Here is a 24,701-nt window from a genome sequence, read left to right as displayed (position 1 = left end):
CGGTAAGCGAAGCCACCGGGCAAAAAAATTATCGATCGTCTTTATGGTCTAAACGGTCGCGCTGTTCATCCTTGCGCTGATACTCCCCTTCGAAGGTATCGCCTGGCCCTGTGCTGAACCCGCCGCCCGGCATGCGGCTGAAGCGCAGGTGCGGCAGCAGCTTCATGGTCAGGTGCTTCTGCACCGGCGGCAACAGCAACAGCAGGCCGAGGAAGTCGGTGAAGAACCCCGGCAGGATCAGCAGCAGGCCAGCAATAATCAGCGACACGCTTTTGATCATCTCTTCAGCCGGGCTTTCGCCTGCGGCCATCTTCTGCTGCATTATCAGGAAATTTTTGAAACCCTGATTACGCACCAGCGACATGCCGATGACGGAGGTGAAGATCACCAGAATCAGCGTCAGCAGGACGCCCAGCACGTGAGCTACCTGAATGAAAATAGAAATCTCAATGTAAACATAGAGAAAGAAAGCAATAAACGGTATCCAGCGCACTGGCATCTCCTGTGTGGCAGGTGCCATCTGGCCCCTGTCTGAATGTGTTCGCGTCACGCGTCTGTAAGAGATGGAGACGGTTAGCCAAAATTCAATCGGTTTGCACGGATATTTTTTTCGGAAATATTAAAGCGGTGACACATTTCACAGATTAATAATTATCATGGAATCGGGTCGATAATAAGTGATCCAGCTTACGGCAATTCGCTATCATCAGCATATGATCTCGAACATCTGGCCGATTGAGGGAATAATCGTCGGTCAGAAAATATTCAAAACCACATATATGTTGTGTGTTTAGTACAATCCATCGGCAGCTTGAAAAGAAGGTTCACATGTTAAACAACATTCGTATCGAAGAAGACTTGTTGGGTACCAGGGAAGTTCCAGCGGATGCCTACTATGGTGTTCACACTCTGAGAGCGATTGAAAACTTCTACATCAGCAACAGCAAAATCAGCGATATCCCTGAGTTTGTCCGTGGCATGGTGATGGTGAAGAAAGCCGCAGCGCTGGCGAACAAAGAGCTGCAAACCATTCCTAAAAGCGCGGCAAATGCGATTATCGCTGCCTGCGATGAAGTGCTGAACAACGGCAAATGCATGGACCAGTTCCCGGTTGACGTCTATCAGGGCGGCGCGGGTACCTCCGTCAACATGAATACCAACGAAGTACTGGCAAACATCGGCCTTGAGCTGATGGGCCACCAGAAAGGTGAATACCAGTACCTCAACCCGAACGACCACGTTAACAAATGCCAGTCCACCAACGACGCCTACCCAACCGGCTTCCGTATCGCGGTGTATGCCTCCGTGGTCAAACTGGTCGACGCGATCAACCAACTGGGCGATGGCTTCCAGCGTAAGGCCGTTGAGTTCCAGGACATTCTGAAAATGGGCCGTACCCAGCTGCAGGACGCGGTGCCAATGACCCTCGGTCAGGAATTCCACGCGTTTAACGTGCTGCTTAACGAAGAGACCAAAAACCTGCTGCGCACCTCCGAGCTGCTGCTGGAAGTGAACCTGGGCGCCACCGCCATCGGTACGCGTCTGAACACCCCGGATGGCTATCAGCAGCTGGCAGTTCAGAAGCTGGCGGAAGTGTCTAACCTGCCTGTGGTGCCTGCGGAAGACCTGATTGAAGCCACATCCGACTGCGGCGCGTACGTAATGGTACACAGCGCCCTGAAACGTCTGGCGGTGAAACTGTCCAAAATCTGTAATGACCTGCGCCTGCTCTCCTCCGGCCCGCGCGCTGGCCTGAACGAAATCAACCTGCCAGAGTTGCAGGCGGGTTCTTCCATTATGCCAGCCAAAGTTAACCCGGTAGTGCCAGAAGTGGTGAACCAGGTTTGCTTCAAGGTGATTGGTAACGACACCACCGTGACCATGGCCTCCGAAGCCGGTCAGCTGCAGCTGAACGTGATGGAGCCGGTGATTGGCCAGGCGATGTTTGAATCCATTCACATCCTGACTAATGCCTGCTACAACCTGCTGGAAAAATGCATTAACGGCATCACCGCGAATAAAGAAGTCTGTGAAGGCTATGTTTATAACTCCATCGGGATCGTTACTTACCTCAACCCGTTCATCGGCCACCACAACGGTGACATCGTTGGTAAGATTTGCGCCGAAACCGGTAAGAGCGTGCGTGAAGTCGTGCTGGAGCGTGGACTGTTGACCGAAGCCGAGCTGGACGATATCTTCTCGGCCCAGAACCTGATGCATCCGGCATATAAAGCGAAACGATATACCGATGAAAGCGAACAGTAACAGTTCAGGCTAGGCTTCCGAAAGGCACGTCACTTGTGACGTGCCTTTTTTCTTTTTAGGCGTTACCTAAATACAACAATTCAATATCAACTTGTTAATAAGCAAGGCAGGTCTTTATGTTTGGAGCAGAACTCGTCATCGTCCTGTTGGCGATTTATTTGGGCGCGCGGCTCGGGGGTATCGGCATTGGTTTTGCCGGCGGTCTCGGGGTGCTCGTGCTTACCCTTATCTTTCAGATTAAACCCGGCGCAATCCCTTTTGACGTTATCGAAATCATCATGGCGGTTATTGCCGCTATTGCGGCCATGCAGGTGGCGGGCGGTATGGACTACCTGGTGAGCCTGGCGGAGCGCATGCTGCGCCGCCATCCGAAATACATCACCTTCCTTGCCCCGCTGGTGACCTGGTTTATGACCATTCTCGCGGGAACCGGCCACACGGCGTTCTCCACGCTGCCGGTGATCACCGAGGTGGCAAAAGAACAGGGGATCCGCCCGTCTCGTCCGCTTTCTATTGCCGTGGTGGCGTCGCAGATTGCGATCACCGCGTCGCCAATCTCAGCCGCCGTAGTCTTCTTCGCGGGTATCCTTGAGCCGATGGGCGTGAGCTACCTGACGCTGCTGGCGATCTGTATTCCAGTCACGCTGATTGCGGTGATGATTACCGCAGTGCTGTGTAACTTCCTGGGTGCCGAGCTGAAAGACGATCCGGTTTACCAGGAGCGTCTGGCAAAAGGTGAAGTGAGCCTGCGCGGTAGCCAGGTATTCGAGCTGAAGCCGCACGCGAAACGCTCCGTGCTGCTGTTCCTGATCGGTATCGTCGCCGTGATGTTCTACGCGACCGCCATCAGCGACACCGTGGGGCTGATCCAGAACCCGGTGCTGCCACGTAACGAAGCGATTGTGGTATTCATGCTGACCATCGCCACGCTGATTAGCATCACCTGTAAAATTGACACCAGCGAAGTGCTGAACGCCAGCACCTTCAAATCCGGTATGAGCGCCTGCGTGTGCGTACTGGGCGTGGCGTGGCTCGGTGACACCTTCGTGAAAGCGCACATCAGCGACATCCAGACCGTTGCCGGCGACCTGCTGCACAACTACCCGTGGCTGCTGGCGGTGGTACTGTTCTTTGCCGCGACGCTGCTTTACTCTCAGGCTGCCACCACCAAAGCGCTGATGCCTGCGGCACTGATGCTGGGCGTGACGCCGCTGACGGCGATTGCCTCTTTTGCGGCGGTTTCTGCGCTGTTCGTTCTGCCCACCTACCCAACCCTGCTGGCCGCGGTTGAGATGGACGATACCGGCTCAACCCGCATCGGTAAGTACGTGTTTAACCACGCGTTCCTGATCCCGGGCGTGGTGGCGATTACGCTTTGCGTCGTCCTCGGCTTTATCATTGGCGGCATTGTGCTGTAAACGGTTAGCCGTTGTAAAAATAGTTAAAATCGGGCCGCTCTGCGGCCCGTTTCATTAATGACCAATCGCATGGCGTGATATAGTGAAGACTTTCGTGATGAGGAGGTCGACTTGTGAACACGCCTGATGCTGTTGTCGTACTGTGTACCGCCCCTGATGAAGCCTCTGCCCAGGATCTCGCCGCCAAAGCGCTGGCCGAAAAACTGGCAGCCTGCGTCACGCTGCTCCCCGGCGCGACCTCCCTTTATTACTGGGAAGGCAAGCTGGAGCAGGAGTATGAAGTCCAGATGTTGCTCAAAACCAATCTGGCGAATCAGCAGGCGCTCCTTGACTGCCTCAAGTCTCATCATCCTTATCAAACCCCGGAGCTGCTGGCGCTGCCAGTGGTCCACGGCGATAACGACTATCTCTCATGGCTCAACGCTTCTTTACGCTGATCCTGCTGCTGTGCAGCACGTCAGTATTTGCCGGTTTGTTTGACGCGCCCGGCCGTTCGAACTTTATTCCCGCCGACCAGGCGTTCATTTTCGACTTTCAGCAAAACCAGCACGATCTCAATCTGACCTGGCAGGTGAAAGAGGGTTACTACCTCTACCGCAAGCAGGTCAGCATCACGCCAGCAAAGGCTAACGTTGGCGCATTGCAGATGCCCGCTGGCGAATGGCATGAGGACGAGTTCTACGGTAAAAGTGAAATTTATCGCCAGCGCTTAAGCGTGCCCGTCACGGTGAATCAGGCGGATAAAGATGCCACGCTGACGGTTACGTATCAGGGCTGTGCCGACGCGGGCTTCTGCTACCCTCCTGAAACGAAGGTCGTTCCGCTTACTGAAGTTAAAGCGGCTGCCTCCCCTCTCACCTCAGGCGAGAGGGACAGGGTGAGGGATGAAGGCGAAGCCAAAGCTGCTTCCGATCTGCCGTTCTCAGCACTTTGGGCCTTACTGATTGGTATCGGCATTGCCTTTACCCCTTGTGTCCTGCCGATGTACCCGCTTATCTCCGGGATTGTACTGGGCGGCAAACAGCGCCTTTCTACCGCCCGGGCGCTGCTCCTGGCCTTTATTTATGTGCAGGGCATGGCGCTCACCTATACCGCGCTCGGCCTCGTGGTCGCCGCGGCCGGACTGCAGTTCCAGGCAGCGCTTCAGCACCCTTACGTGCTAATCGGCCTGTCAGCCGTATTTATTCTGCTGGCGCTGTCGATGTTTGGCCTGTTCACGCTTCAGCTGCCCTCTTCGCTGCAAACCCGCTTAACGCTGATGAGCAATCGCCAGCAGGGTGGCTCTGCGGGCGGCGTGTTCGCAATGGGCGCCATCGCCGGGTTGATTTGTTCCCCCTGCACTACAGCACCGCTGAGCGCTATCCTGCTGTACATTGCCCAGAGCGGTAATATGTGGCTCGGCGGGGGTACGCTGTATCTTTACGCGCTGGGGATGGGGCTGCCGCTGATTCTGGTGACGGTGTTTGGCAACCGCCTGCTGCCAAAGAGCGGCCCGTGGATGGAGACGGTGAAAACCGCGTTCGGCTTTGTCATCCTGGCGCTCCCGGTGTTCCTGCTGGAGCGCATCATGGGTGACGCGTGGGGTTTGCGCCTGTGGGCCATGCTCGGCGTGGCGTTCTTCTCCTGGGCGTTTATCGTCAGCCTGGGGGCAAAAAAAGCGTGGATGCGTCTGGTGCAAATTCTCCTGCTCGCCGCCGCGTTGGTGAGCGTGCGCCCGCTTCAGGATTGGGCGTTCGGCTCGCCTGTGGGCCAGACGCAGGCACATTTAAACTTTATACACGTTAAGAACGTCGATGAGCTCAACAGCGCGCTGGCGCAGGCAAAAGGCAAACCGGTGATGCTCGACCTCTATGCCGACTGGTGTGTTGCCTGCAAAGAGTTTGAAAAATACACCTTTAGCGATCCTCAGGTGCAAAATGCCCTGAAAGAGACGGTACTCCTTCAGGCAAACGTCACAGCCAACAATGCGCAGGATAAGGCCCTGCTTAAACACCTTACCGTACTCGGGCTGCCAACCATTCTGTTCTTCAATGAGCAGGGCGAAGAGCTGCCAGAACAGCGTGTAACCGGGTTTATGGACGCAACGGCATTCAGCGCGCATTTGCGCAATCGCCAACCGTAAACAACACTTTAGACGGGACATACCGTTGGGAATAGCGGAGGAGATAACCGTGCAACGCGAAGACGTACTGGGACAAGCCCTGCAACTACTTGAGATTCAAGGGATCGCCAGCACCACGCTTGAGATGGTAGCCGACCGTATCGATTACCCTCTGGATGAGCTTAAGCGCTTCTGGCCGGATAAAGAGGCGCTGCTTTATGATGCCCTACGCTATCTTAGCCAGCAGGTGGATATCTGGCGCAGGCAGCTAATGTTGAATGAAGAGCTGACCGCTGAGCAAAAACTGTTAGCGCGCTACACCGCCCTGACAGAGTGCGTCAGCAACAATCGTTATCCAGGCTGCCTGTTTATTGCTGCCTGTACGTTTTATCCCGATCCTGGCCATCCAATACACCAGCTGGCGGATCAGCAAAAACGTGCGGCGCATGACTTCACCCACGAACTGCTGACAACGCTTGAAGTGGATGACCCGGCAATGGTCGCTAAGCAGATGGAGCTCGTACTGGAGGGTTGTCTGAGCCGCATGCTGGTGAACCGTAGCCAGGCCGATGTGGATACGGCGCACCGCCTTGCGGAAGACATTCTGCGCTTTGCCCAGTGTCGTATGGGCGGGGCGTTAACCTAGACCAGCATGCCCGCCCAGGCGGAGACGAGCAGACATAGCGCCATCAGGCGCTGAAACCGCACCATCGCCACGGTGGTGCGAAACACCCGGTTTACCGCCTTCCCCAGCCACGCCCAGCACATCAGGCACATCACAGAAATCAATAAGAACCATAGCGCCATCAGCGCAATATCTCTTAACGGATGAATGCTCGCGGGAGCAAAAAGACTCACTACTGCCAGCGCCATCATCCACGTTTTCGGATTCACCATCTGCAGCAGCGCTGCGGCTTGCGCGGTGAAGCGATGAGGCGTCTTCTCAGAGAGATTCGCCGCAGGCGCCCGATACAGTTGCCAGCTCATCCAGGTTAGCCACAGCACGCCCGCCCAACTCATTGCCTGGCGTATCAGAGGAAACTGACGCAGCACCTCCCCGGCGCCGGCACCCGATATCAGCACAATCAGACTCGCCGTAATACATCCCCCCAAAATGGCGGGAATGGTATTTTTCACACCAAAGTGCTGGCTGTTAGTGAGAACGAGGATATTCGTCGGGCCGGGCGTTATCGACGCGACAAAGGCAAACAGCAGATAAGGCATCAGACTCACAGATGGCTCCTTTTTTATTAGAGCCATTACTGTGCCGCTATTTTCTGGAAACGTCTGGAAGGTTTGTGCACAACCGGCGGTAGTGGGCAGGGGAAATGCGGTATGCACGCTGGAACCAGCGTCCCAGATGGCTTTGGTCGGCAAAACCGAGCGCTGTAGCCACATTAACAGGCTGTTCGCCGTGCGCCAGCAGCTGTCGCGCCTTTGCCAGACGCAGCTGAATAAGCCAGGCGTGCGGTGCCAGGTTGAACTCGCGCTTAAAGCAGCGCGTCAGCGTAAAGCGATCCGTGCCCGTCTCGCGCGCAAGGTCTGACAACCCCACGTTCTCGCCGATATGCGCATAAAGATAGTCGCGTGCGCGGTGCGCCACGGCAGCGCTCTGTAGCTGCGACGGGAGTTTCTTACGCCAGTGGCAATGGGAGGTGATCTGAGAGAGCAGCTTATCCATTGTACTCTGCTGAACAATTTTCATCTCATCGCTATGCAACGCGTTAAATGTCTCGCCGATAGAACGGACCAGCTGAGGTTCTCGCGTTAGCGTTTGAGCAAAGTGAAGCGAGTAGCGATCCGGCGTGGCCTCATATAATCCACGGAGGGTACGCGTCAGCCACTGCTCGTCAAGATAGAAGGTGAGATAGGTAAAGCCTCCTTCCACAGGCGCGTCGCCGTCGTGAATTTCGCCCGGCTCCAGTAAGAACGCATCACCAGGATGGCTGCGGTGGCGTTCGCGACGACAGTGGAACTGCTGGGTGCCTGAAAGGGTAATCCCGACCAGATAACTATCGTGCCAGTGGGGATCGAAGGCATGGCCTTCGAAGTGCGCTTTAATCGTTTCAATGCCGGTATCCGCATGCTGACGGAGCTCAAGCCAGTCGTTTGCCATACTGCCCTCCTGTTGTCATCAGCATTGCCGCACGGCCCGGTATTGTCTGGAAGATTTGTGCATTTTCACGGTGAAAACGTACAGATTGCCGCAAACTTAAGCAGTTGAACAGCTTTTCCTGAAATAATGTTGACGATAAGGCGCGATTGCGGTTTAATGCGCTCCGTTGCCCGGATAGCTCAGTCGGTAGAGCAGGGGATTGAAAATCCCCGTGTCCTTGGTTCGATTCCGAGTCCGGGCACCACTATTTAAAGAACCCAGCCTATGGCTGGGTTTTTGCTTTTCTGCGTTTATCAAAACCTTACCTTATTTATACCCCTCTATTTCTTCCCGGGAAGATCGTGCGGTTAGCATTTCCCGGTGGCGCTGCGCTTACCGGGCCTGCAAAACCTATAGCCGGATAAGGCGAAGCCGCCACCCGGTATTTTCCGGTGCACAAAGCAAAAAACCCCGCACCTTACGGTACGGGGTTCTTCTTAATTGATGCCTGGCAGTTCCCTACTCTCACATGGGGAGACCCCACACTACCATCGGCGCTACGGCGTTTCACTTCTGAGTTCGGCATGGGGTCAGGTGGGACCACCGCGCTAAAGCCGCCAGGCAAATTCTGTTAATCTGTATCAGGCTGAAAATCTGTCTCTCACCGCCAAAACAGCTTCGGCGTTGTAAGGTTAAGCCTCACGGTTCATTAGTACCGGTTAGCTCAACGCATCGCTGCGCTTACACACCCGGCCTATCAACGTCGTCGTCTTCAACGTTCCTTCAGGAGACTTATAGTCTCAGGGAGAACTCATCTCGGGGCAAGTTTCGTGCTTAGATGCTTTCAGCACTTATCTCTTCCGCATTTAGCTACCGGGCAGTGCCATTGGCATGACAACCCGAACACCAGTGATGCGTCCACTCCGGTCCTCTCGTACTAGGAGCAGCCCCCCTCAATTCTCCAGCGCCCACGGCAGATAGGGACCGAACTGTCTCACGACGTTCTAAACCCAGCTCGCGTACCACTTTAAATGGCGAACAGCCATACCCTTGGGACCTACTTCAGCCCCAGGATGTGATGAGCCGACATCGAGGTGCCAAACACCGCCGTCGATATGAACTCTTGGGCGGTATCAGCCTGTTATCCCCGGAGTACCTTTTATCCGTTGAGCGATGGCCCTTCCATTCAGAACCACCGGATCACTATGACCTGCTTTCGCACCTGCTCGAGCCGTCACTCTCGCAGTCAAGCTAGCTTATGCCATTGCACTAACCTCCTGATGTCCGACCAGGATTAGCTAACCTTCGTGCTCCTCCGTTACTCTTTGGGAGGAGACCGCCCCAGTCAAACTACCCACCAGACACTGTCCGCAACCCGGATTACGGGTCCACGTTAGAACACCAGCCATTAAAGGGTGGTATTTCAAGGACGGCTCCACGCAGACTGGCGTCCACGCTTCAAAGCCTCCCACCTATCCTACACATCAAGGACCAGTGTTCAGTGTCAAGCTATAGTAAAGGTTCACGGGGTCTTTCCGTCTTGCCGCGGGTACACTGCATCTTCACAGCGAGTTCAATTTCACTGAGTCTCGGGTGGAGACAGCCTGGCCATCATTACGCCATTCGTGCAGGTCGGAACTTACCCGACAAGGAATTTCGCTACCTTAGGACCGTTATAGTTACGGCCGCCGTTTACCGGGGCTTCGATCAAGAGCTTCGCGTTGCCGCTAACCCCATCAATTAACCTTCCGGCACCGGGCAGGCGTCACACCGTATACGTCCACTTTCGTGTTTGCACAGTGCTGTGTTTTTAATAAACAGTTGCAGCCAGCTGCTATCTTCGACTGATTTCAGCTCCGTCCGCAGGGACTTCACCTACATATCAGCGTGCCTTCTCCCGAAGTTACGGCACCATTTTGCCTAGTTCCTTCACCCGAGTTCTCTCAAGCGCCTTGGTATTCTCTACCTGACCACCTGTGTCGGTTTGGGGTACGATTTCGTGTTACCTGATGCTTAGAGGCTTTTCCTGGAAGCAGGGCATTTATCACTTCAGCACCGTAGTGCCTCGTCATCACGCCTCAGTGTTAAAGTGAACCGGATTTGCCTGGAACACACACCTACACGCTTAAACCGGGACAACCGTCGCCCGGCTGACATAGCCTTCTCCGTCCCCCCTTCGCAGTAACACCAAGTACAGGAATATTAACCTGTTTCCCATCGACTACGCCTTTCGGCCTCGCCTTAGGGGTCGACTCACCCTGCCCCGATTAACGTTGGACAGGAACCCTTGGTCTTCCGGCGAGCGGGCTTTTCACCCGCTTTATCGTTACTTATGTCAGCATTCGCACTTCTGATACCTCCAGCATGCCTCACAGCACACCTTCGACGGCTTACAGAACGCTCCCCTACCCAACAACACATAGTGTCGCTGCCGCAGCTTCGGTGCATGGTTTAGCCCCGTTACATCTTCCGCGCAGGCCGACTCGACCAGTGAGCTATTACGCTTTCTTTAAATGATGGCTGCTTCTAAGCCAACATCCTGGCTGTCTGTGCCTTCCCACATCGTTTCCCACTTAACCATGACTTTGGGACCTTAGCTGGCGGTCTGGGTTGTTTCCCTCTTCACGACGGACGTTAGCACCCGCCGTGTGTCTCCCGTGATAACATTCTTCGGTATTCGTAGTTTGCATCGGGTTGGTAAGCCGGGATGGCCCCCTAGCCGAAACAGTGCTCTACCCCCGAAGATGAATTCACGAGGCGCTACCTAAATAGCTTTCGGGGAGAACCAGCTATCTCCCGGTTTGATTGGCCTTTCACCCCCAGCCACAGGTCATCCGCTAATTTTTCAACATTAGTCGGTTCGGTCCTCCAGTTAGTGTTACCCAACCTTCAACCTGCCCATGGCTAGATCACCGGGTTTCGGGTCTATACCCTGCAACTTAACGCCCAGTTAAGACTCGGTTTCCCTGCGGCTCCCCTATACGGTTAACCTTGCTACAGAATATAAGTCGCTGACCCATTATACAAAAGGTACGCAGTCACACCACGAAGGTGCTCCCACTGCTTGTACGTACACGGTTTCAGGTTCTTTTTCACTCCCCTCGCCGGGGTTCTTTTCGCCTTTCCCTCACGGTACTGGTTCACTATCGGTCAGTCAGGAGTATTTAGCCTTGGAGGATGGTCCCCCCATATTCAGACAGGATACCACGTGTCCCGCCCTACTCTTCGAGTTCACAACCTGTGTGCTTTCGTGTACGGGACTGTCACCCTGTACCGTGCGACTTTCCAGACGCTTCCACTAACACACAAGCTGATTCAGACTCCGGGCTGCTCCCCGTTCGCTCGCCGCTACTGGGGGAATCTCGGTTGATTTCTTTTCCTCGGGGTACTTAGATGTTTCAGTTCCCCCGGTTCGCCTCGTTAACCTATGTATTCAGTTAACGATAGTGTGTCGAAACACACTGGGTTTCCCCATTCGGACATCGACGGGTCAAAGGTTCATATCACCTCGCCGTCGCTTTTCGCAGATTAGCACGTCCTTCATCGCCTCTGACTGCCAGGGCATCCACCGTGTACGCTTAGTCGCTTAACCTCACAACCCGAAGATGTTTCACTTCTGATTGCGAAAATTTGAGAGACTCGAACACACCTTAAAGATGTGTCGTTTCAATTTTCAGCTTGATCCAGATTTTTAAAGAGCAAATATCTCAAACATGACTCGCAAGTCAGTTTTGAGATATGACGGCAGGTGACTTTCACTCACGAACCAGCAAGTGGCGTCCCCTAGGGGATTCGAACCCCTGTTACCGCCGTGAAAGGGCGGTGTCCTGGGCCTCTAGACGAAGGGGACACTGAAGTCTCAATCGCAAGACGCCTTGCTTTTTACTTTTCATCAGACAATCTGTGTGAGCACTACAAAGGCAGGTTCTTTAAGGTAAGGAGGTGATCCAACCGCAGGTTCCCCTACGGTTACCTTGTTACGACTTCACCCCAGTCATGAATCACAAAGTGGTAAGCGCCCTCCCGAAGGTTAAGCTACCTACTTCTTTTGCAACCCACTCCCATGGTGTGACGGGCGGTGTGTACAAGGCCCGGGAACGTATTCACCGTGGCATTCTGATCCACGATTACTAGCGATTCCGACTTCATGGAGTCGAGTTGCAGACTCCAATCCGGACTACGACGCACTTTATGAGGTCCGCTTGCTCTCGCGAGGTCGCTTCTCTTTGTATGCGCCATTGTAGCACGTGTGTAGCCCTACTCGTAAGGGCCATGATGACTTGACGTCATCCCCACCTTCCTCCAGTTTATCACTGGCAGTCTCCTTTGAGTTCCCGGCCTAACCGCTGGCAACAAAGGATAAGGGTTGCGCTCGTTGCGGGACTTAACCCAACATTTCACAACACGAGCTGACGACAGCCATGCAGCACCTGTCTCAGAGTTCCCGAAGGCACCAAAGCATCTCTGCTAAGTTCTCTGGATGTCAAGAGTAGGTAAGGTTCTTCGCGTTGCATCGAATTAAACCACATGCTCCACCGCTTGTGCGGGCCCCCGTCAATTCATTTGAGTTTTAACCTTGCGGCCGTACTCCCCAGGCGGTCGACTTAACGCGTTAGCTCCGGAAGCCACGCCTCAAGGGCACAACCTCCAAGTCGACATCGTTTACGGCGTGGACTACCAGGGTATCTAATCCTGTTTGCTCCCCACGCTTTCGCACCTGAGCGTCAGTCTTTGTCCAGGGGGCCGCCTTCGCCACCGGTATTCCTCCAGATCTCTACGCATTTCACCGCTACACCTGGAATTCTACCCCCCTCTACAAGACTCTAGCCTGCCAGTTTCGAATGCAGTTCCCAGGTTGAGCCCGGGGATTTCACATCCGACTTGACAGACCGCCTGCGTGCGCTTTACGCCCAGTAATTCCGATTAACGCTTGCACCCTCCGTATTACCGCGGCTGCTGGCACGGAGTTAGCCGGTGCTTCTTCTGCGGGTAACGTCAATTGCTGAGGTTATTAACCTCAGCACCTTCCTCCCCGCTGAAAGTACTTTACAACCCGAAGGCCTTCTTCATACACGCGGCATGGCTGCATCAGGCTTGCGCCCATTGTGCAATATTCCCCACTGCTGCCTCCCGTAGGAGTCTGGACCGTGTCTCAGTTCCAGTGTGGCTGGTCATCCTCTCAGACCAGCTAGGGATCGTCGCCTAGGTGAGCCGTTACCCCACCTACTAGCTAATCCCATCTGGGCACATCTGATGGCAAGAGGCCCGAAGGTCCCCCTCTTTGGTCTTGCGACGTTATGCGGTATTAGCTACCGTTTCCAGTAGTTATCCCCCTCCATCAGGCAGTTTCCCAGACATTACTCACCCGTCCGCCACTCGTCACCCGAGAGCAAGCTCTCTGTGCTACCGTTCGACTTGCATGTGTTAGGCCTGCCGCCAGCGTTCAATCTGAGCCATGATCAAACTCTTCAATTTAAGTTTGATGCTCGTGAATTAAACTTCGTAATGAATTACGTATGTTCACTCAGAGACTTGGTATTCATTTATTGTCCGAAGACATTAAGAATCCATGTCACTTTGAGTGCCCACACAGATTGTCTGATAAATTGTTAAAGAGCAGTTGCAACGCGGCTTTCAGCTCACCGTTGCGAGGTGGCGTATATTACGCTTTCCTCTTTCAGAGTCAACCCGTTATTTCAGGATTTTTTCTCTTCAACCGACCGGGTTAACTGTGAAGTGATTCACATCCGCCGTGTCGATGGAGGCGCATTATAGGGAGTTCTCCGCAGCCCGCAACAGAAAAGTTGCAAAAAAATGACTGACTGCTGCATTCCCCAGCAAAACCCCGCTTTATACCCTTTTACGCACAGACTTATCCACAATTACAGCAAGATCCTGATGCGATCCTGCGAACTGAAAGAGAAGATCAACTATACTAGCGGCAAATATTCTTCTCCGCAGAGCTCCCCCTGATGAATACACAACGCCTGCCTCGCGACTGGCGCCTCCCTACGGCCGGATTGATGCTGCTGACCATCCTCTTCGCCGCTTTTACGCTGCATACGCACTGGAACGCCTTTATCCAGTGGTGCCTTGCCACGCAGATTACGCTGCACCGTTATCTGGTGATGTATCTCCTGCAGCTTAATAACAACCAGTACAGCGGTGGATTATGGCTCTTAACAGGCGCTTTCTTTTATGGCGTCCTTCACGCCATCGGGCCGGGGCACGGGAAGTTCATCGTGACAACCTACCTGAGCACAAATAAGGAGAGCGAACTGGCCGCACGCACCGTTCCCTTTCTTGGCAGCCTGATGCAGGGCGTCAGCGCCATTCTGTTTGTCTTTATTCTGGCAGTAGGATTTAACCTCGCGTCAGGGGATATCAGCACCAGCCGCTGGTATGTCGAGAAGATAAGCGCCGTGCTGATTGGCGCGTTTGGTGCTTTCATCATTTACCAGGCGCTGAAAAGCCTGCGGCCTCAAAGAATGAGGATCTCAGCCATCACTCCCCTTCATCAGCACGATGAACACTGTGGCTGTGGTCATCACGGCGTGGGCGCAGATCTGACACAAGGTGACTGGAAAACGCGTCTGGGCGTCATTCTGGCGATTGGCGCACGTCCGTGCAGCGGTGCGATCATGATTCTGATGTTTTCGAACGCGCTGGGCATTGTCACCTGGGGAATGGCGGCCGTTATGACCATGTCTTTAGGAACGGCACTCTCTATTATGGGGCTATCACTGGCGGTTCGTTATGCCCGTGAACGCACGGTGGCATGGTTCGGGGGAGATAGCGCGTTCAGATGGCTGGTGCCGGCAGTTAAAATTGCCGGAGGTATCATCCTGATCCTGTTCGCGACCGTCCTGTTCCTGACCGTCATCCCCATTAGCGCCAACGGCGACTACATCGCCGCCGGATGCTAATAAAAGAAAACCCGCCGTTGGCGGGTTTCTTTATTACTCGTTAATGCGTGGATGTTGATCAACAAGACGGGAGCGTTTCTTCTGCAGCTCTTCAATCTCTGCGTCGATATCCTCAATTTTTTGCTCAACGTTATCGTAGTGCTCGCGCAGGATTTCTTTCGCTTCCTGAATATCAGATGCCGCAGGCGTCGCCCCTTTCAGAGGACGGTTCGCCGTCTCCTTCATGTTCAGGCCGGTCGCCAGGCCGACTACCGCAATAACCATCAGGTAGTAGGCTGGCATCATCAGGTTCTGCGTGCTTTCCACCAGAGAGGCGGCAAGCGTAGGCGTCAGGCCGGCAATCAGAACGGAGATGTTGAACGCCGCCGCCAGCGCACTATAACGAATGTGCGTCGGGAACATCGCAGGTAATGTGGATGCCATCACCCCGATAAAGCAGTTCAGGATCACCGCCAGCATCAGCAGACCCGCGAAAATCAGACCCAGCACGTTACTGTTGATCAGAATAAACGCCGGGATCGCCAGCGCGAACAGCGCTACGCTACCCAGGATGATAAACGGTCGACGGCCAAAGCGGTCGCTCAGCAGACCCATAATCGGCTGTACAAACAGCATACCCACCATGATGGCGATAATAATCAGCACGCCGTGATCTTCCGAGTAGTGCAGGTTATGCGACAGATAGCTCGGCATGTAGGTCAGCAGCATGTAGTAAGTGACGTTGGTGGAAATCACCAGACCAATACAGGTCAGCAGGCTGCGCCAGTGCTTTGTCGCGATCTCTTTAAAGGACACTTTCGGGCCGTCCTGCAGCCCTTCGCGGTCGCCCTGCTCCAGTTTCTCAACGTGCTGCTGGAACGCAGGTGTCTCTTCCAGCGCATGTCGCAGGTAAAGACCGATAATACCCAGCGGGAGCGCGATAAAGAACGGGATACGCCAGCCCCAGTCGAGGAAGTTCTCCTCACCGACCACGGTTGAAATCAGAACCACGACGCCCGCGCCCATCACGAACCCGGCAATCGAACCGAAGTCCAGCCAGCTGCCCATAAAGCCGCGCTTACGGTCAGGAGAATACTCCGCGACGAAGATCGACGCCCCGGTATACTCGCCCCCGACGGAGAAGCCCTGCGCCATCTTACAGAGCAACAGCAGAATAGGTGCCCAGATGCCGATCGTGGCATAGGAGGGTATTAGGCCGATACAGAACGTACTGATCGACATAATGACAATGGTGATAGCGAGTATTTTCTGGCGACCGTATTTGTCACCGAGCATACCGAAGAACAGACCACCCAGCGGGCGGATCAGGAAAGGAACGGAGAATGTACCCAGCGCGGCAATCATCTGCAGGCTAGGGTCAGCACCGGGGAAGAACACTTTACCTAATGCATAGGCAACAAAGCCGTAGACACCGAAATCGAACCATTCCATCGCATTACCGAGCGAGGCGGCGGTGATCGCTTTACGCAGTTTAGCGTCATCAATAATGGTGACGTCGCGAAGCGTAATGGGTTTAACCTTTTTCCTTCTTAGCATAGCTTTCCTCGTAGACTTAGCCCTGTCCGTTCCACAGCCAACTCGCAATCTGTGAACCCGAGATCCGCTCCGTGCGAACCTCCATCTTCAAGCGTAGCAGGTTTACTTACATTGACGTTTACCGTCGATACAACCGAACCTGTTGACGCCTGTCTGGGCAGTTAATGACCTTTTTACCCTACCAGCGTTTATATTTGTGATCAACTTCACACATATATTTATACTGCGTCAGGTGAAGACAGTTTTTGTCAACTACCGCAAATAAGTACTTTCTCAACCTTCCAGAGCCCTCATTTTCGCCCTCATCCTTTTTCTTTTCCCAACAGAATAAAAAGCCATATTTTTTACAAGAGATTTACATAAATTTTCAGCTCTCACAACGCGCCGTAAAGTTTACATTCAATATGTGATGAAGATAACTAAAACACCGTTTTATTTTCATTGAATCAATATTCCATCGATCGCATGATAATTCCTGAAACATAGCGACGCATGTTTTCTGACGAGAGGAAACGAGAGCGCTAACTGAATTTCGGTGCAGGGTTATCACAAACCAATCATCAAGAGCACCCTTCATCAAATTGAATTTATTGATTTTTTTATTCGCACCTGCCGCTCACCATGAGAGGCGAAATTGTGAGGGTTAGAGATGAAGATTAAAGCCACGATAGAACGCATACCGGGTGGTATGATGCTGGTGCCGCTGGTACTCGGTGCTATTCTGAATACATTAGCACCTGAAACCGGGGCTTATTTTGGTGGTTTCACAAAGGGGATGATTACGGGTACCGTTCCCATCCTGGCGGTCTGGTTCTTTTGTATCGGCGCATCCATTAATTTGCGGGCAACCGGTACCGTATTACGCAAATCCGGAACGCTGGTGATAACCAAAATAGCGGTTGCCTGGGTGGTCGCAATGATATGCGCGATGTTCATTCCTGAAAATGGAATTCAGACCGGTTTCTTCGCCGGGTTATCCGTCCTGGCGATTGTCTCGGCGATGGACATGACCAACGGCGGGCTGTATGCCAGCCTGATGAACCAGTACGGAACGAAAGAGGAGTCCGGCGCGTTTGTTTTGATGTCTCTGGAGTCCGGCCCGCTCATGACGATGCTGATCCTGGGGTCCGCTGGCCTGGCTTCTTTTGAGCCCCATCATTTTGTCGGCGCGATCCTGCCATTCCTGATCGGCTTCGCGCTGGGCAATCTGGATCACGATCTGCGTGATTTCTTCAGCAAAGCCACGCCGGTGCTGATCCCATTCTTTGGCTTTGCGCTGGGTAATACCATCAACCTGAACGTGATTCTGGATACGGGACTGCTGGGGATTGTGCTGGGTGTCGCGGTTATCATCATCACCGGTATTCCGCTGATCATTGCTGACCGCGTAATCGGGGGAGGAAACGGCACGGCGGGCGTCGCCGCCTCTTCAGCCGCAGGCGCTGCCGTTGCAAACCCGGTGATTATCGCCCAGATTAACCCGGCCTTCGAACCGGTGGCCGCGTCCGCAACGGCACTGGTTGCCGCCAGCGTGATTGTCACCGCAATCCTGGTGCCCATCATCACGGCGCTATACGCGAAACGCTACGGAAATGTGCAAGAGATCCCGCCTGAACCGAAACCGATAGAAATGAATCACTAACACACCGCGCCAGCCATCCTCTCTCCCCTGGGGGGAGAGGGTCAGGATGAGGGGTTCAACCAAAAATCTCTTCCACCATCGCATCCACCAGCCGTTTTGCCGAACACAGCCTCGGCATACCCAGCGCGACGGTCTGCCAGTTTTGCGTCACTGACCAACTCACCGGGTGTATATCCGCCTGACACCAGTCGCCCAGCCAGCCCAGCATGTCTTTGTGATCGATTAAACCCGCCGAAGCGGGTGTGGTCAGCCATTGATGATAGAAATGGCGCGTTGTGGGAGACGCATTAATGCCCTGCGCGAGGTAGTTGGCGGCCATGCTGCGTAAATTATCCTTGAGCATGGCCGACACATCGTTGTTCGCCAGACGGCAGGCATCGCCAAATGCTCCCCAACGCAGCTCTTCCAGAACAATGAAGCAGCGCCCGGCCAAAGACCAGCCATCATAGTGACCGGCTCGCCAGCGGGTGAAAATTTGTTCACTGTGCTCGCCCGCCTGTACCGTCAGTCCACGCTGGGTCAGCGCCTTTTCTTTATAGGCGGCACGTTGGGTAAAATGAGAGGAGAGCTCCGCATACTGTTCAAGCAGGCCGGGAGATGGCTGAGCGCGCAGGTGAGCCTGCTGGCACAGTGCAGTCAGTTTATCGGCCATCAGCGTCAGCGCAAGATGGCCTGGATCCAACATGCCGGCGAGTTTTTCCGCCAGCCCCAGGCGCAGGGCCGCGTTCTCGTTAAGCATTCCCGCCATCGCCCAGGGCCGTAGCCGGGTATGCGTCATGATCTCCTGAGTCAAACGTTCGCGAAACTGCAGCTGCTGCGGCCCCAGATGGGGATGGCGCGCCGCGTCCACGCCCTGCACAAGATCGACCATAAACCTGGGATGAATACACTCCAGCGTCCGCCCGGGACCGTCCAGTAGCTGTGTTGTCATGGTTGCTCTGCTGCGAATAGAGTTTGAATGTCATCGCGTAACAGTCGGGTATCTTCCTGAATCCACGTCGCAGTTGTAATGCTTTGCTTCAACAGCTGGCTGAGCGCTCGGGTTGAATGCTCATTTTGTTGACGCACTGCGAGGCTATCACGCAAGCTTTCCTGTAACCCGGTCAGGCATAACGAAAATTCTGCAAAGAACGTCGCCATTCCGGCCGTAACAGAGACATCGACCTGCGCGGACAAAGCTTTACGTATTTGTTCACAAAACTGATCAATATGTTGCTTAAATTTGTCATGCAGTTGCGCAATGTCGATAACATAGTGCGTGCGCGTGACCACGTACTCATCCCAGCCCCAGCCCGGATTATTGAGCCAACGCGAAACGGTTTCACGCATACTGCTCCCGGCGGAAAGTTGACCTGCCGGGCGGTTATCCTGTGCAATGGCATCGTTAAACAGTGCCCGCGTATTGAAGTCAAGCTGGTTTGCCTGAAAAGCGGGGAAGCTGATCCGCGCCCGGAAGCCGGCATGGCTCAGATGCTCTTTTATACGCGTTTCAATGGGGCGGATAGCGTCATTCAGCGAGCGCGCCAGCGTAGATTCCAGCTGATCGAAGCGTAACGCCAGCTCCCGGGCGATTTTTGTCTGCGCATCCAGCATGATGAGTTCACAGGAGGAGCGAATTTTACTCAGGACGATCTGCGCCTGACCTTCATCATCCAGAACCAGCGGTTCCCGCTCTTGCAGTTTGTCACTGCGGCGATTCAGCCGCTCAACGCCTGCCAAATCAAGAATATTTTGAGGGCTGAAAACATGGCCCACTGCCTGGTGAAGCGCCGATTTTTCGGCCTCCATAAAGTCCGCGGTCGCGTTCAGCGCCTGGTCAACTTCATGTTTCACCTCATCGCTCACCGCGCTCTGGCGCGTCTGCAGCAGCGCCATATCCTCTTCAAGACGCGCGATGTTCAGTTCCAGCCCCTCAAAGGCCACCGTCAGCCCCTGATAGCGGAAGTCGAGATACTCCCGGGCATTTTGCGCGTAGTTGAGCAGCTTATGCGAGGCCGAGCGCAGCGCGAATAGCGAGGCATTGGCATAGGCGGCGTAAATCAGTTTGCGTATCGGCTGTTCAAACAGCGAATCTTCCCAGAGCAAATCGGCTGCGTGACGGATATGGTTTATATCGTCCAGGTCCGCCGAACGCCAGCGGCGTCCGAGTGCGGCTTCGGCAAAATCCTGCACCCAGGGCTGCTCCTGATGATCCGGCAGGCGTCCACGGGCATTCATCTCGTTGCGGGCGCGGTTTGCCAGATACGCCCACATAGAGGAAACAGGGTAGATCTGGCCAGGCGAAATAGTGCCTTTCATTAAGGTACCGGAGATCATCGCCCTGACCTGCTCTTCATCGTCGCTATTGCGATCCTTCTGGTCGAATTTATTCACCAGCGCATACAGAGGCACTGATTTCCCCGCAACCGAAATAGCCTGACGAACCTCTTCATCAGAAATAGATTTAAGCTGGGTATAATCCATCACCGCCAGCACCGCCGACGCGCGGGCTAGCTGTTCGCTAAGCATTTTTTGCAGATGCGGTTGTCCGGCCTCATTGGGGCCGGGGGTATCGAGCAGTGTCAGTTGCCCGAGGTGCGCATCCAGACCCGCAAGATGCACGAACTCCACTTCAATCACCGGAATATGTTCGATGGCCGCGTATTCAGAGAACGGAAACGCCACGCCCAGCGCCTGGGAGAGCCTCACCAGGTCATTGAGACTTTTCAGGCAATGAAATATTGGCTGCGCCCCGAGATGATGCTTTTCAAAGGCCTCGCCTTTCTCAATACGCTCCAGCAGCGTATTCATGTCCTTATCAATTTCCAGTTGCAGAGCCAGCTTGCCGCGATCGTAATCGCCAAGCTTTTTCTGCAGCAGGTGAATCAAATCATCAATAGGAGAGACATGTGAGAAGTGGAGCACCGGCTCTTTCTGACCTGGCGTATGACGGATCAGCGTAGGCAGCGCCGTCATTGGGCGGTTGCGGTTCGGCAACACTTCGGTACCCACAATGGCATTAATGGTGGTCGATTTCCCCGCTTTCATCGTGCCAACGATAGCCAGAACCATTTCCAGACGTGTTATTTTGCGTAATTCATTATTCAGCGTTGCCAGCTGCGCTTCGACGCCTCGCGCACTAAAATGCAAAGGCAGCACGTTGTTCTTTTCACCTGTAATAGCAGCCGTCGTGCTCTCCAGCTTCGCTGTCGGCATTGATTTCAGGGTATCGAGATTTTGCAGGGCAAGCTGTAACAAACGCTCAGCTTCCTGACTTAATTCAAAAATGGTCTGTGTGTGCATGATAAAAGCCTTTCCTTAACGCAAATTTATTACTTTTATTAAGCCACTTGTATTAATTATGATGTTCAGGCTTATATGATCACGTGTGGAAAACATGTTCACCAAAATATAACTAATTGAAGATAATCAGAAATAAATGGCTATCCCTGCATGGCGTGTAAAGCTCTCCTCAAGGCCTGAAAGCCAAAAGATAAAAAGCCTGGCCCATTTTAAGAAGCTTCAGGATATATCATCATTATTTACCCACCTAAAAAGAGAGGGATAGGCCGCCAACATAAGAAATGCATGGCAGTAAAGTTCGAAGATAAATAACAATGCGTTGCTTCACCTTATCCGAAATGAAGGTGCGTAGCAATTTGCCGCAATAAAATATTCGATATATTTAGCGACTTCTCTTTCCACCGTGTTAATGACGTTAGCATCGCTTAGCTGACTGACAGTAAGTGTCACTCGCAACACATTTTCTGCGTTTTTTAAATTCACAATAGCACCGACAAAAGTGTGGATTTGCGTTATACTTGCCGCCTTTTTCGGCACTCTGCCGTCATTTAGCTGGCACTTTCCAGCGCGTTAACACTTTTGAGGATACCGACATGCAACTCCCACACTGCCCAAAATGCAATTCTGAATACACATACGAAGATAATGGCATGTTCATCTGCCCGGAATGTGCACACGAATGGAATGATGCCGAGCCAGCGCAGGACGCTGATGCGCTGATCGTCAAAGATGCCAACGGTAATCTGCTGGCGGATGGCGACAGCGTCACCGTGGTGAAAGATCTTAAGGTGAAAGGCAGCTCTTCCATGCTTAAGATCGGCACCAAAGTGAAGAATATCCGTCTGGTGGAAGGCGATCATAATATCGATTGCAAAATTGACGGCTTCGGTCCGATGAAACTGAAATCTGAGTTCGTGAAAAAGAACTGATTTAACCCGCCCGGTAGCGCTTCGCTTACCGGGCTTTCGGGAACTACACTTAACGGGCTTTTCTTACGTGAGGTACAGATTATGCCGTTAAGTCCCTACATCTCTTTTGCCGGCAACTGTGCAGAGGCTACCGCCTTCTATCAGCAGGCCGTCGGCGCAGAACTCCTCTATAAAATCACCTTCGGCGAAATGCCAAAAAGCGATAACAGCGAAGAAGGCTGTCCGTCCGGCATGCAGTTTCCGGATTCGGCTATCGCTCACTCCAACGTTCGCATTGCGGGCAGCGATATCATGATGAGCGACGGGCTGCCGCCGGGCAGCAGCGCACAGTACGCGGGCTTCACGCTGGTGCTCGACACGCAGGATGTGTCAGAAGGCAAGCGCTGGTTCGACAACCTTGCCGATGGCGGGAATATCGACATGGCCTGGCAGGAAACCTTCTGGGCGCACGGCTTCGGTAAGGTCACCGACAAGTACGGCGTGCCGTGGATGATTAACGTCGTTAAGCAGCAGCACTAATTTTCGGGCGGTAGGCGGTCTGCCTCCGCCTGTCATCAAACTCCCCTCAACTCTTCAAACTCCCGCAACCTGCACTTAACCCAAATGTCATATTGATGCGCCAGCATGAGGCCACATTTATCGTGAGGCCCAGCACATGCACACTGTCATCCGCGTCGAGAAACTGAGCAAGACCTTCAATCACAACAAGGCGCTGCATGCCGTTGATCTGACCGTCCAGCAGGGCGAAATGGTGGCGCTGCTGGGGCCGTCCGGTTCAGGAAAATCCACCCTTCTGCGTCACTTAAGTGGCCTTATTACCTGCGATAAAGCGCCGGAAAGCCGCGTCGAGCTGCTGGGTAACACCGTGCAGCATGCGGGCCGTCTGGCGAGCGATATTCGCAAAAGCCGCGCCCGGACGGGCTACATCTTTCAGCAGTTCAACCTGGTGAACCGCCTGACGGTGCTGGAGAACGTGCTGATTGGCGCGCTCGGCAGCACCCCGTTCTGGCGCACCTGCCTGCGCTGGTTCTCCCCATCACAGAAGCAGGAAGCCTTACAGGCGCTGACCCGCGTCGGCATGGCGCACTTCGCCCACCAGCGCGTGTCCACGCTGTCTGGCGGGCAGCAGCAGCGCGTCGCTATCGCCCGCGCCCTGATGCAGAAAGCCAAAATCATTCTCGCCGATGAGCCCATCGCCTCGTTGGATCCGGAGTCAGCCCGCATCGTGATGGAAACCCTGCGCGACATCAACCAGAACGACGGCATCACCGTGGTGGTGACGCTGCATCCGGTGGATTACGCCCTGCGCTACTGCGAGCGCATCGTCGCCCTGCGTCAGGGCCACGTGTTCTTCGATGGCGCCAGCCATCTGTTTGATAACGAACGTTTTGACCATCTCTACCGCAGCGTAAACCGCGTCGAAGAACGCGCGCAGGCTGCTTAACGCCCCGATAACGAGGAATGGAAATGAACTACAAAGCCGTTGCCGCGCTGGCCTTCACCAGCATGTTCAGCATCAGCACCCTGTTAAGCCCGGCGTACGCCGAAGAGCAGGAAAAAGCGTTGAACTTTGGCATCATTTCAACGGAATCACAGCAAAACCTGAAGCCGCAGTGGGAACCGTTCCTGAAAGATATGGAAACCAAACTGGGGATCAAAGTGAACGCCTTCTTCGCCCCGGACTACGCGGGCATCATCCAGGGGATGCGCTTTAACAAAGTGGACATCGCCTGGTACGGCAACCTTTCCGCCATGGAAGCGGTGGACCGCGCCAACGGTCAGGTCTTTGCCCAGACCGTTGCGGCAGATGGTTCTCCAGGATACTGGAGCGTGCTGATCGTGAACAAAGACAGCCCGATCAACAACCTCAACGACATGATCGCCAAACGCAAAGATCTGACCTTTGGCAACGGCGATCCGAACTCCACCTCCGGCTTCCTCGTCCCTGGCTACTACGTCTTCGCGAAAAACAACATCTCCGCCAGCGACTTTAAGCGCACCGTAAACGCCAGCCACGAAACCAACGCGCTGGCCGTGGCGAACAAGCAGGTGGACGTTGCCACCAACAACACCGAAAACCTCGACAAGCTGAAAACTTCCGCGCCTGACAAGCTGAAAGAGCTGAAGGTCATCTGGAAATCCCCGCTGATCCCCGGCGACCCGATCGTCTGGCGCAAAAATATCTCCGAAAGCACCAAGGACAAGGTCTACGACTTCTTTATGAACTACGGCAAAACGCCGGAAGAGAAAGCGGTTCTGGAACGTCTGGGCTGGGCACCGTTCCGCGCGTCCAGCGATCTGCAGCTGGTCCCGATTCGCCAGTTGGCGCTGTTTAAGCAGATGCAGGCCGTGAAGGACAACAAAGGGCTGAAGGAAGAGGAGAAGACCAGCAAAGTCTCTGAAATCCAGGCCCAGCTGGAAGACCTCGACCGCCTGACCGCCGCGCTGGGTGCGATGACGAGCGTGAATAAAGCGGTGCAGTAACACAAGTCCCCTCTCCCTTGGGG

17 protein-coding genes, 2 tRNA genes and 3 rRNA genes are annotated in these 24,701 nt (G+C 54.1%); 12 read left to right on the top strand and 10 right to left on the bottom strand.

From position 1 onward, the window contains the following. Window positions 1-28: 28 nt before the first annotated feature. Window positions 29-493: an FxsA family protein gene (locus OKF39_RS02835; RefSeq protein WP_028015228.1), complete on the bottom strand. Its 465-nt coding sequence runs from the start codon at window positions 491-493 to the stop codon at window positions 29-31. A 335-nt stretch (window positions 494-828) separates the two neighbouring features. On the opposite strand from OKF39_RS02835, the gene aspA reads away from it, so the two are divergent. The 5 genes from aspA (at window position 829) to OKF39_RS02810 (ending at window position 6,430) form a co-directional block, all read left to right on the top strand. Next, a complete protein-coding gene (gene aspA / locus OKF39_RS02830; protein WP_003855923.1) occupies window positions 829-2,265 on the top strand; it encodes an aspartate ammonia-lyase in 1,437 nt (478 codons plus the stop codon). 116 nt (window positions 2,266-2,381) lie between these two features. Then, on the top strand, window positions 2,382-3,683 hold the full coding sequence (locus tag OKF39_RS02825) for an anaerobic C4-dicarboxylate transporter (RefSeq protein WP_008502949.1): 1,302 nt from the start codon (window positions 2,382-2,384) through the stop codon (window positions 3,681-3,683). Between the two features lie 113 nt (window positions 3,684-3,796). After that, window positions 3,797-4,120 (top strand): divalent cation tolerance protein CutA, encoded by a 324-nt coding sequence (gene cutA, locus OKF39_RS02820; protein WP_479983450.1) that lies wholly within the window; start codon window positions 3,797-3,799, stop codon window positions 4,118-4,120. Next, entirely contained in the window at window positions 4,096-5,805 is a 1,710-nt protein-coding gene (locus OKF39_RS02815) for a protein-disulfide reductase DsbD (protein WP_479983449.1), read from the top strand. Before cutA ends, OKF39_RS02815 begins: the two co-directional genes overlap by 25 nt. A 49-nt stretch (window positions 5,806-5,854) precedes the next feature. After that, window positions 5,855-6,430 (top strand): transcriptional regulator, encoded by a 576-nt coding sequence (locus tag OKF39_RS02810; protein ID WP_028015225.1) that lies wholly within the window; start codon window positions 5,855-5,857, stop codon window positions 6,428-6,430. On the opposite strand, the gene OKF39_RS02805 is transcribed toward OKF39_RS02810, so the two are convergent. Both OKF39_RS02805 and OKF39_RS02800 read right to left on the bottom strand, forming a co-directional pair. Further along, window positions 6,427-7,017 (bottom strand): LysE family translocator, encoded by a 591-nt coding sequence (locus tag OKF39_RS02805; RefSeq protein ID WP_045261289.1) that lies wholly within the window; start codon window positions 7,015-7,017, stop codon window positions 6,427-6,429. The genes OKF39_RS02810 and OKF39_RS02805 overlap by 4 nt on opposite strands. 37 nt (window positions 7,018-7,054) lie before the next feature. Beyond that, window positions 7,055-7,900, bottom strand: a complete 846-nt coding sequence (locus OKF39_RS02800; RefSeq protein WP_041911503.1) for an AraC family transcriptional regulator — start codon at window positions 7,898-7,900, stop codon at window positions 7,055-7,057. Between the two features lie 168 nt (window positions 7,901-8,068). Between OKF39_RS02800 and OKF39_RS02795 the strand changes: the two genes are divergently transcribed. Then, window positions 8,069-8,144: transfer RNA gene (locus OKF39_RS02795), tRNA-Phe, on the top strand. A 241-nt stretch (window positions 8,145-8,385) separates the two neighbouring features. Here the strand turns inward: OKF39_RS02795 and rrf are convergent. The 4 genes from rrf to OKF39_RS02775 all read right to left on the bottom strand — a co-directional run bounded on the left by rrf (window position 8,386) and on the right by OKF39_RS02775 (window position 13,354). Beyond that, a 5S ribosomal RNA gene (rrf, locus tag OKF39_RS02790) occupies window positions 8,386-8,501 on the bottom strand. A gap of 66 nt (window positions 8,502-8,567) precedes the next feature. Beyond that, window positions 8,568-11,471 (bottom strand): 23S ribosomal RNA (locus OKF39_RS02785). 182 nt (window positions 11,472-11,653) lie between these two features. After that, window positions 11,654-11,729 (bottom strand) — tRNA-Glu (locus OKF39_RS02780). Window positions 11,730-11,814: 85 nt separating this feature from the next. After that, window positions 11,815-13,354 (bottom strand): 16S ribosomal RNA (locus OKF39_RS02775). Together the 16S, 23S and 5S rRNA genes with 1 tRNA gene alongside form the textbook arrangement of a ribosomal RNA operon. Window positions 13,355-13,851: 497 nt before the next feature. On the opposite strand from OKF39_RS02775, the gene OKF39_RS02770 reads away from it, so the two are divergent. After that, a complete protein-coding gene (locus OKF39_RS02770) occupies window positions 13,852-14,805 on the top strand; it encodes a nickel/cobalt transporter (RefSeq protein ID WP_048958890.1) in 954 nt (317 codons plus the stop codon). A gap of 33 nt (window positions 14,806-14,838) precedes the next feature. Here the strand turns inward: OKF39_RS02770 and proP are convergent, their stop codons facing one another. Then, window positions 14,839-16,341, bottom strand: a complete 1,503-nt coding sequence (gene proP, locus OKF39_RS02765) for a glycine betaine/L-proline transporter ProP (RefSeq protein ID WP_479983448.1) — start codon at window positions 16,339-16,341, stop codon at window positions 14,839-14,841. Between the two features lie 649 nt (window positions 16,342-16,990). On the opposite strand from proP, the gene kdgT reads away from it, so the two are divergent. Next, window positions 16,991-17,983 carry a 2-keto-3-deoxygluconate transporter gene (kdgT, locus tag OKF39_RS02760; RefSeq protein ID WP_028015220.1) on the top strand — a complete coding sequence of 331 codons (993 nt, stop codon included), beginning with the start codon at window positions 16,991-16,993 and terminating at the stop codon, window positions 17,981-17,983. Between the two features lie 55 nt (window positions 17,984-18,038). On the opposite strand, the gene OKF39_RS02755 is transcribed toward kdgT, so the two are convergent. Both OKF39_RS02755 and crfC read right to left on the bottom strand, forming a co-directional pair. After that, window positions 18,039-18,914, bottom strand: a complete 876-nt coding sequence (locus OKF39_RS02755) for a diguanylate cyclase regulator RdcB family protein (protein WP_028015219.1) — start codon at window positions 18,912-18,914, stop codon at window positions 18,039-18,041. Further along, window positions 18,911-21,265: a clamp-binding protein CrfC gene (gene crfC / locus OKF39_RS02750; RefSeq protein ID WP_479983447.1), complete on the bottom strand. Its 2,355-nt coding sequence runs from the start codon at window positions 21,263-21,265 to the stop codon at window positions 18,911-18,913. The genes OKF39_RS02755 and crfC overlap by 4 nt, the downstream gene beginning before the upstream one ends. Before the next feature lie 593 nt (window positions 21,266-21,858). Here crfC and OKF39_RS02745 point away from each other — a divergent pair. The 4 genes from OKF39_RS02745 to phnD all read left to right on the top strand — a co-directional run bounded on the left by OKF39_RS02745 (window position 21,859) and on the right by phnD (window position 24,678). Next, window positions 21,859-22,194, top strand: a complete 336-nt coding sequence (locus OKF39_RS02745; protein WP_047366881.1) for a zinc ribbon domain-containing protein YjdM — start codon at window positions 21,859-21,861, stop codon at window positions 22,192-22,194. Window positions 22,195-22,275: 81 nt separating this feature from the next. Further along, a complete protein-coding gene (yjdN, locus tag OKF39_RS02740) occupies window positions 22,276-22,713 on the top strand; it encodes a VOC family metalloprotein YjdN (RefSeq protein ID WP_028015216.1) in 438 nt (145 codons plus the stop codon). Window positions 22,714-22,849: 136 nt separating this feature from the next. Beyond that, a complete protein-coding gene (phnC, locus tag OKF39_RS02735; RefSeq protein WP_479983446.1) occupies window positions 22,850-23,638 on the top strand; it encodes a phosphonate ABC transporter ATP-binding protein in 789 nt (262 codons plus the stop codon). A gap of 23 nt (window positions 23,639-23,661) precedes the next feature. Continuing rightward, window positions 23,662-24,678 carry a phosphonate ABC transporter substrate-binding protein gene (gene phnD / locus OKF39_RS02730; protein WP_248199819.1) on the top strand — a complete coding sequence of 339 codons (1,017 nt, stop codon included), beginning with the start codon at window positions 23,662-23,664 and terminating at the stop codon, window positions 24,676-24,678. Window positions 24,679-24,701: the final 23 nt, after the last annotated feature.

It is taken from the genome of Enterobacter cloacae complex sp. HYC042_NIDB, from assembly GCF_056673315.1.
This window is presented reverse-complemented; position numbering and strand designations above follow the sequence as displayed.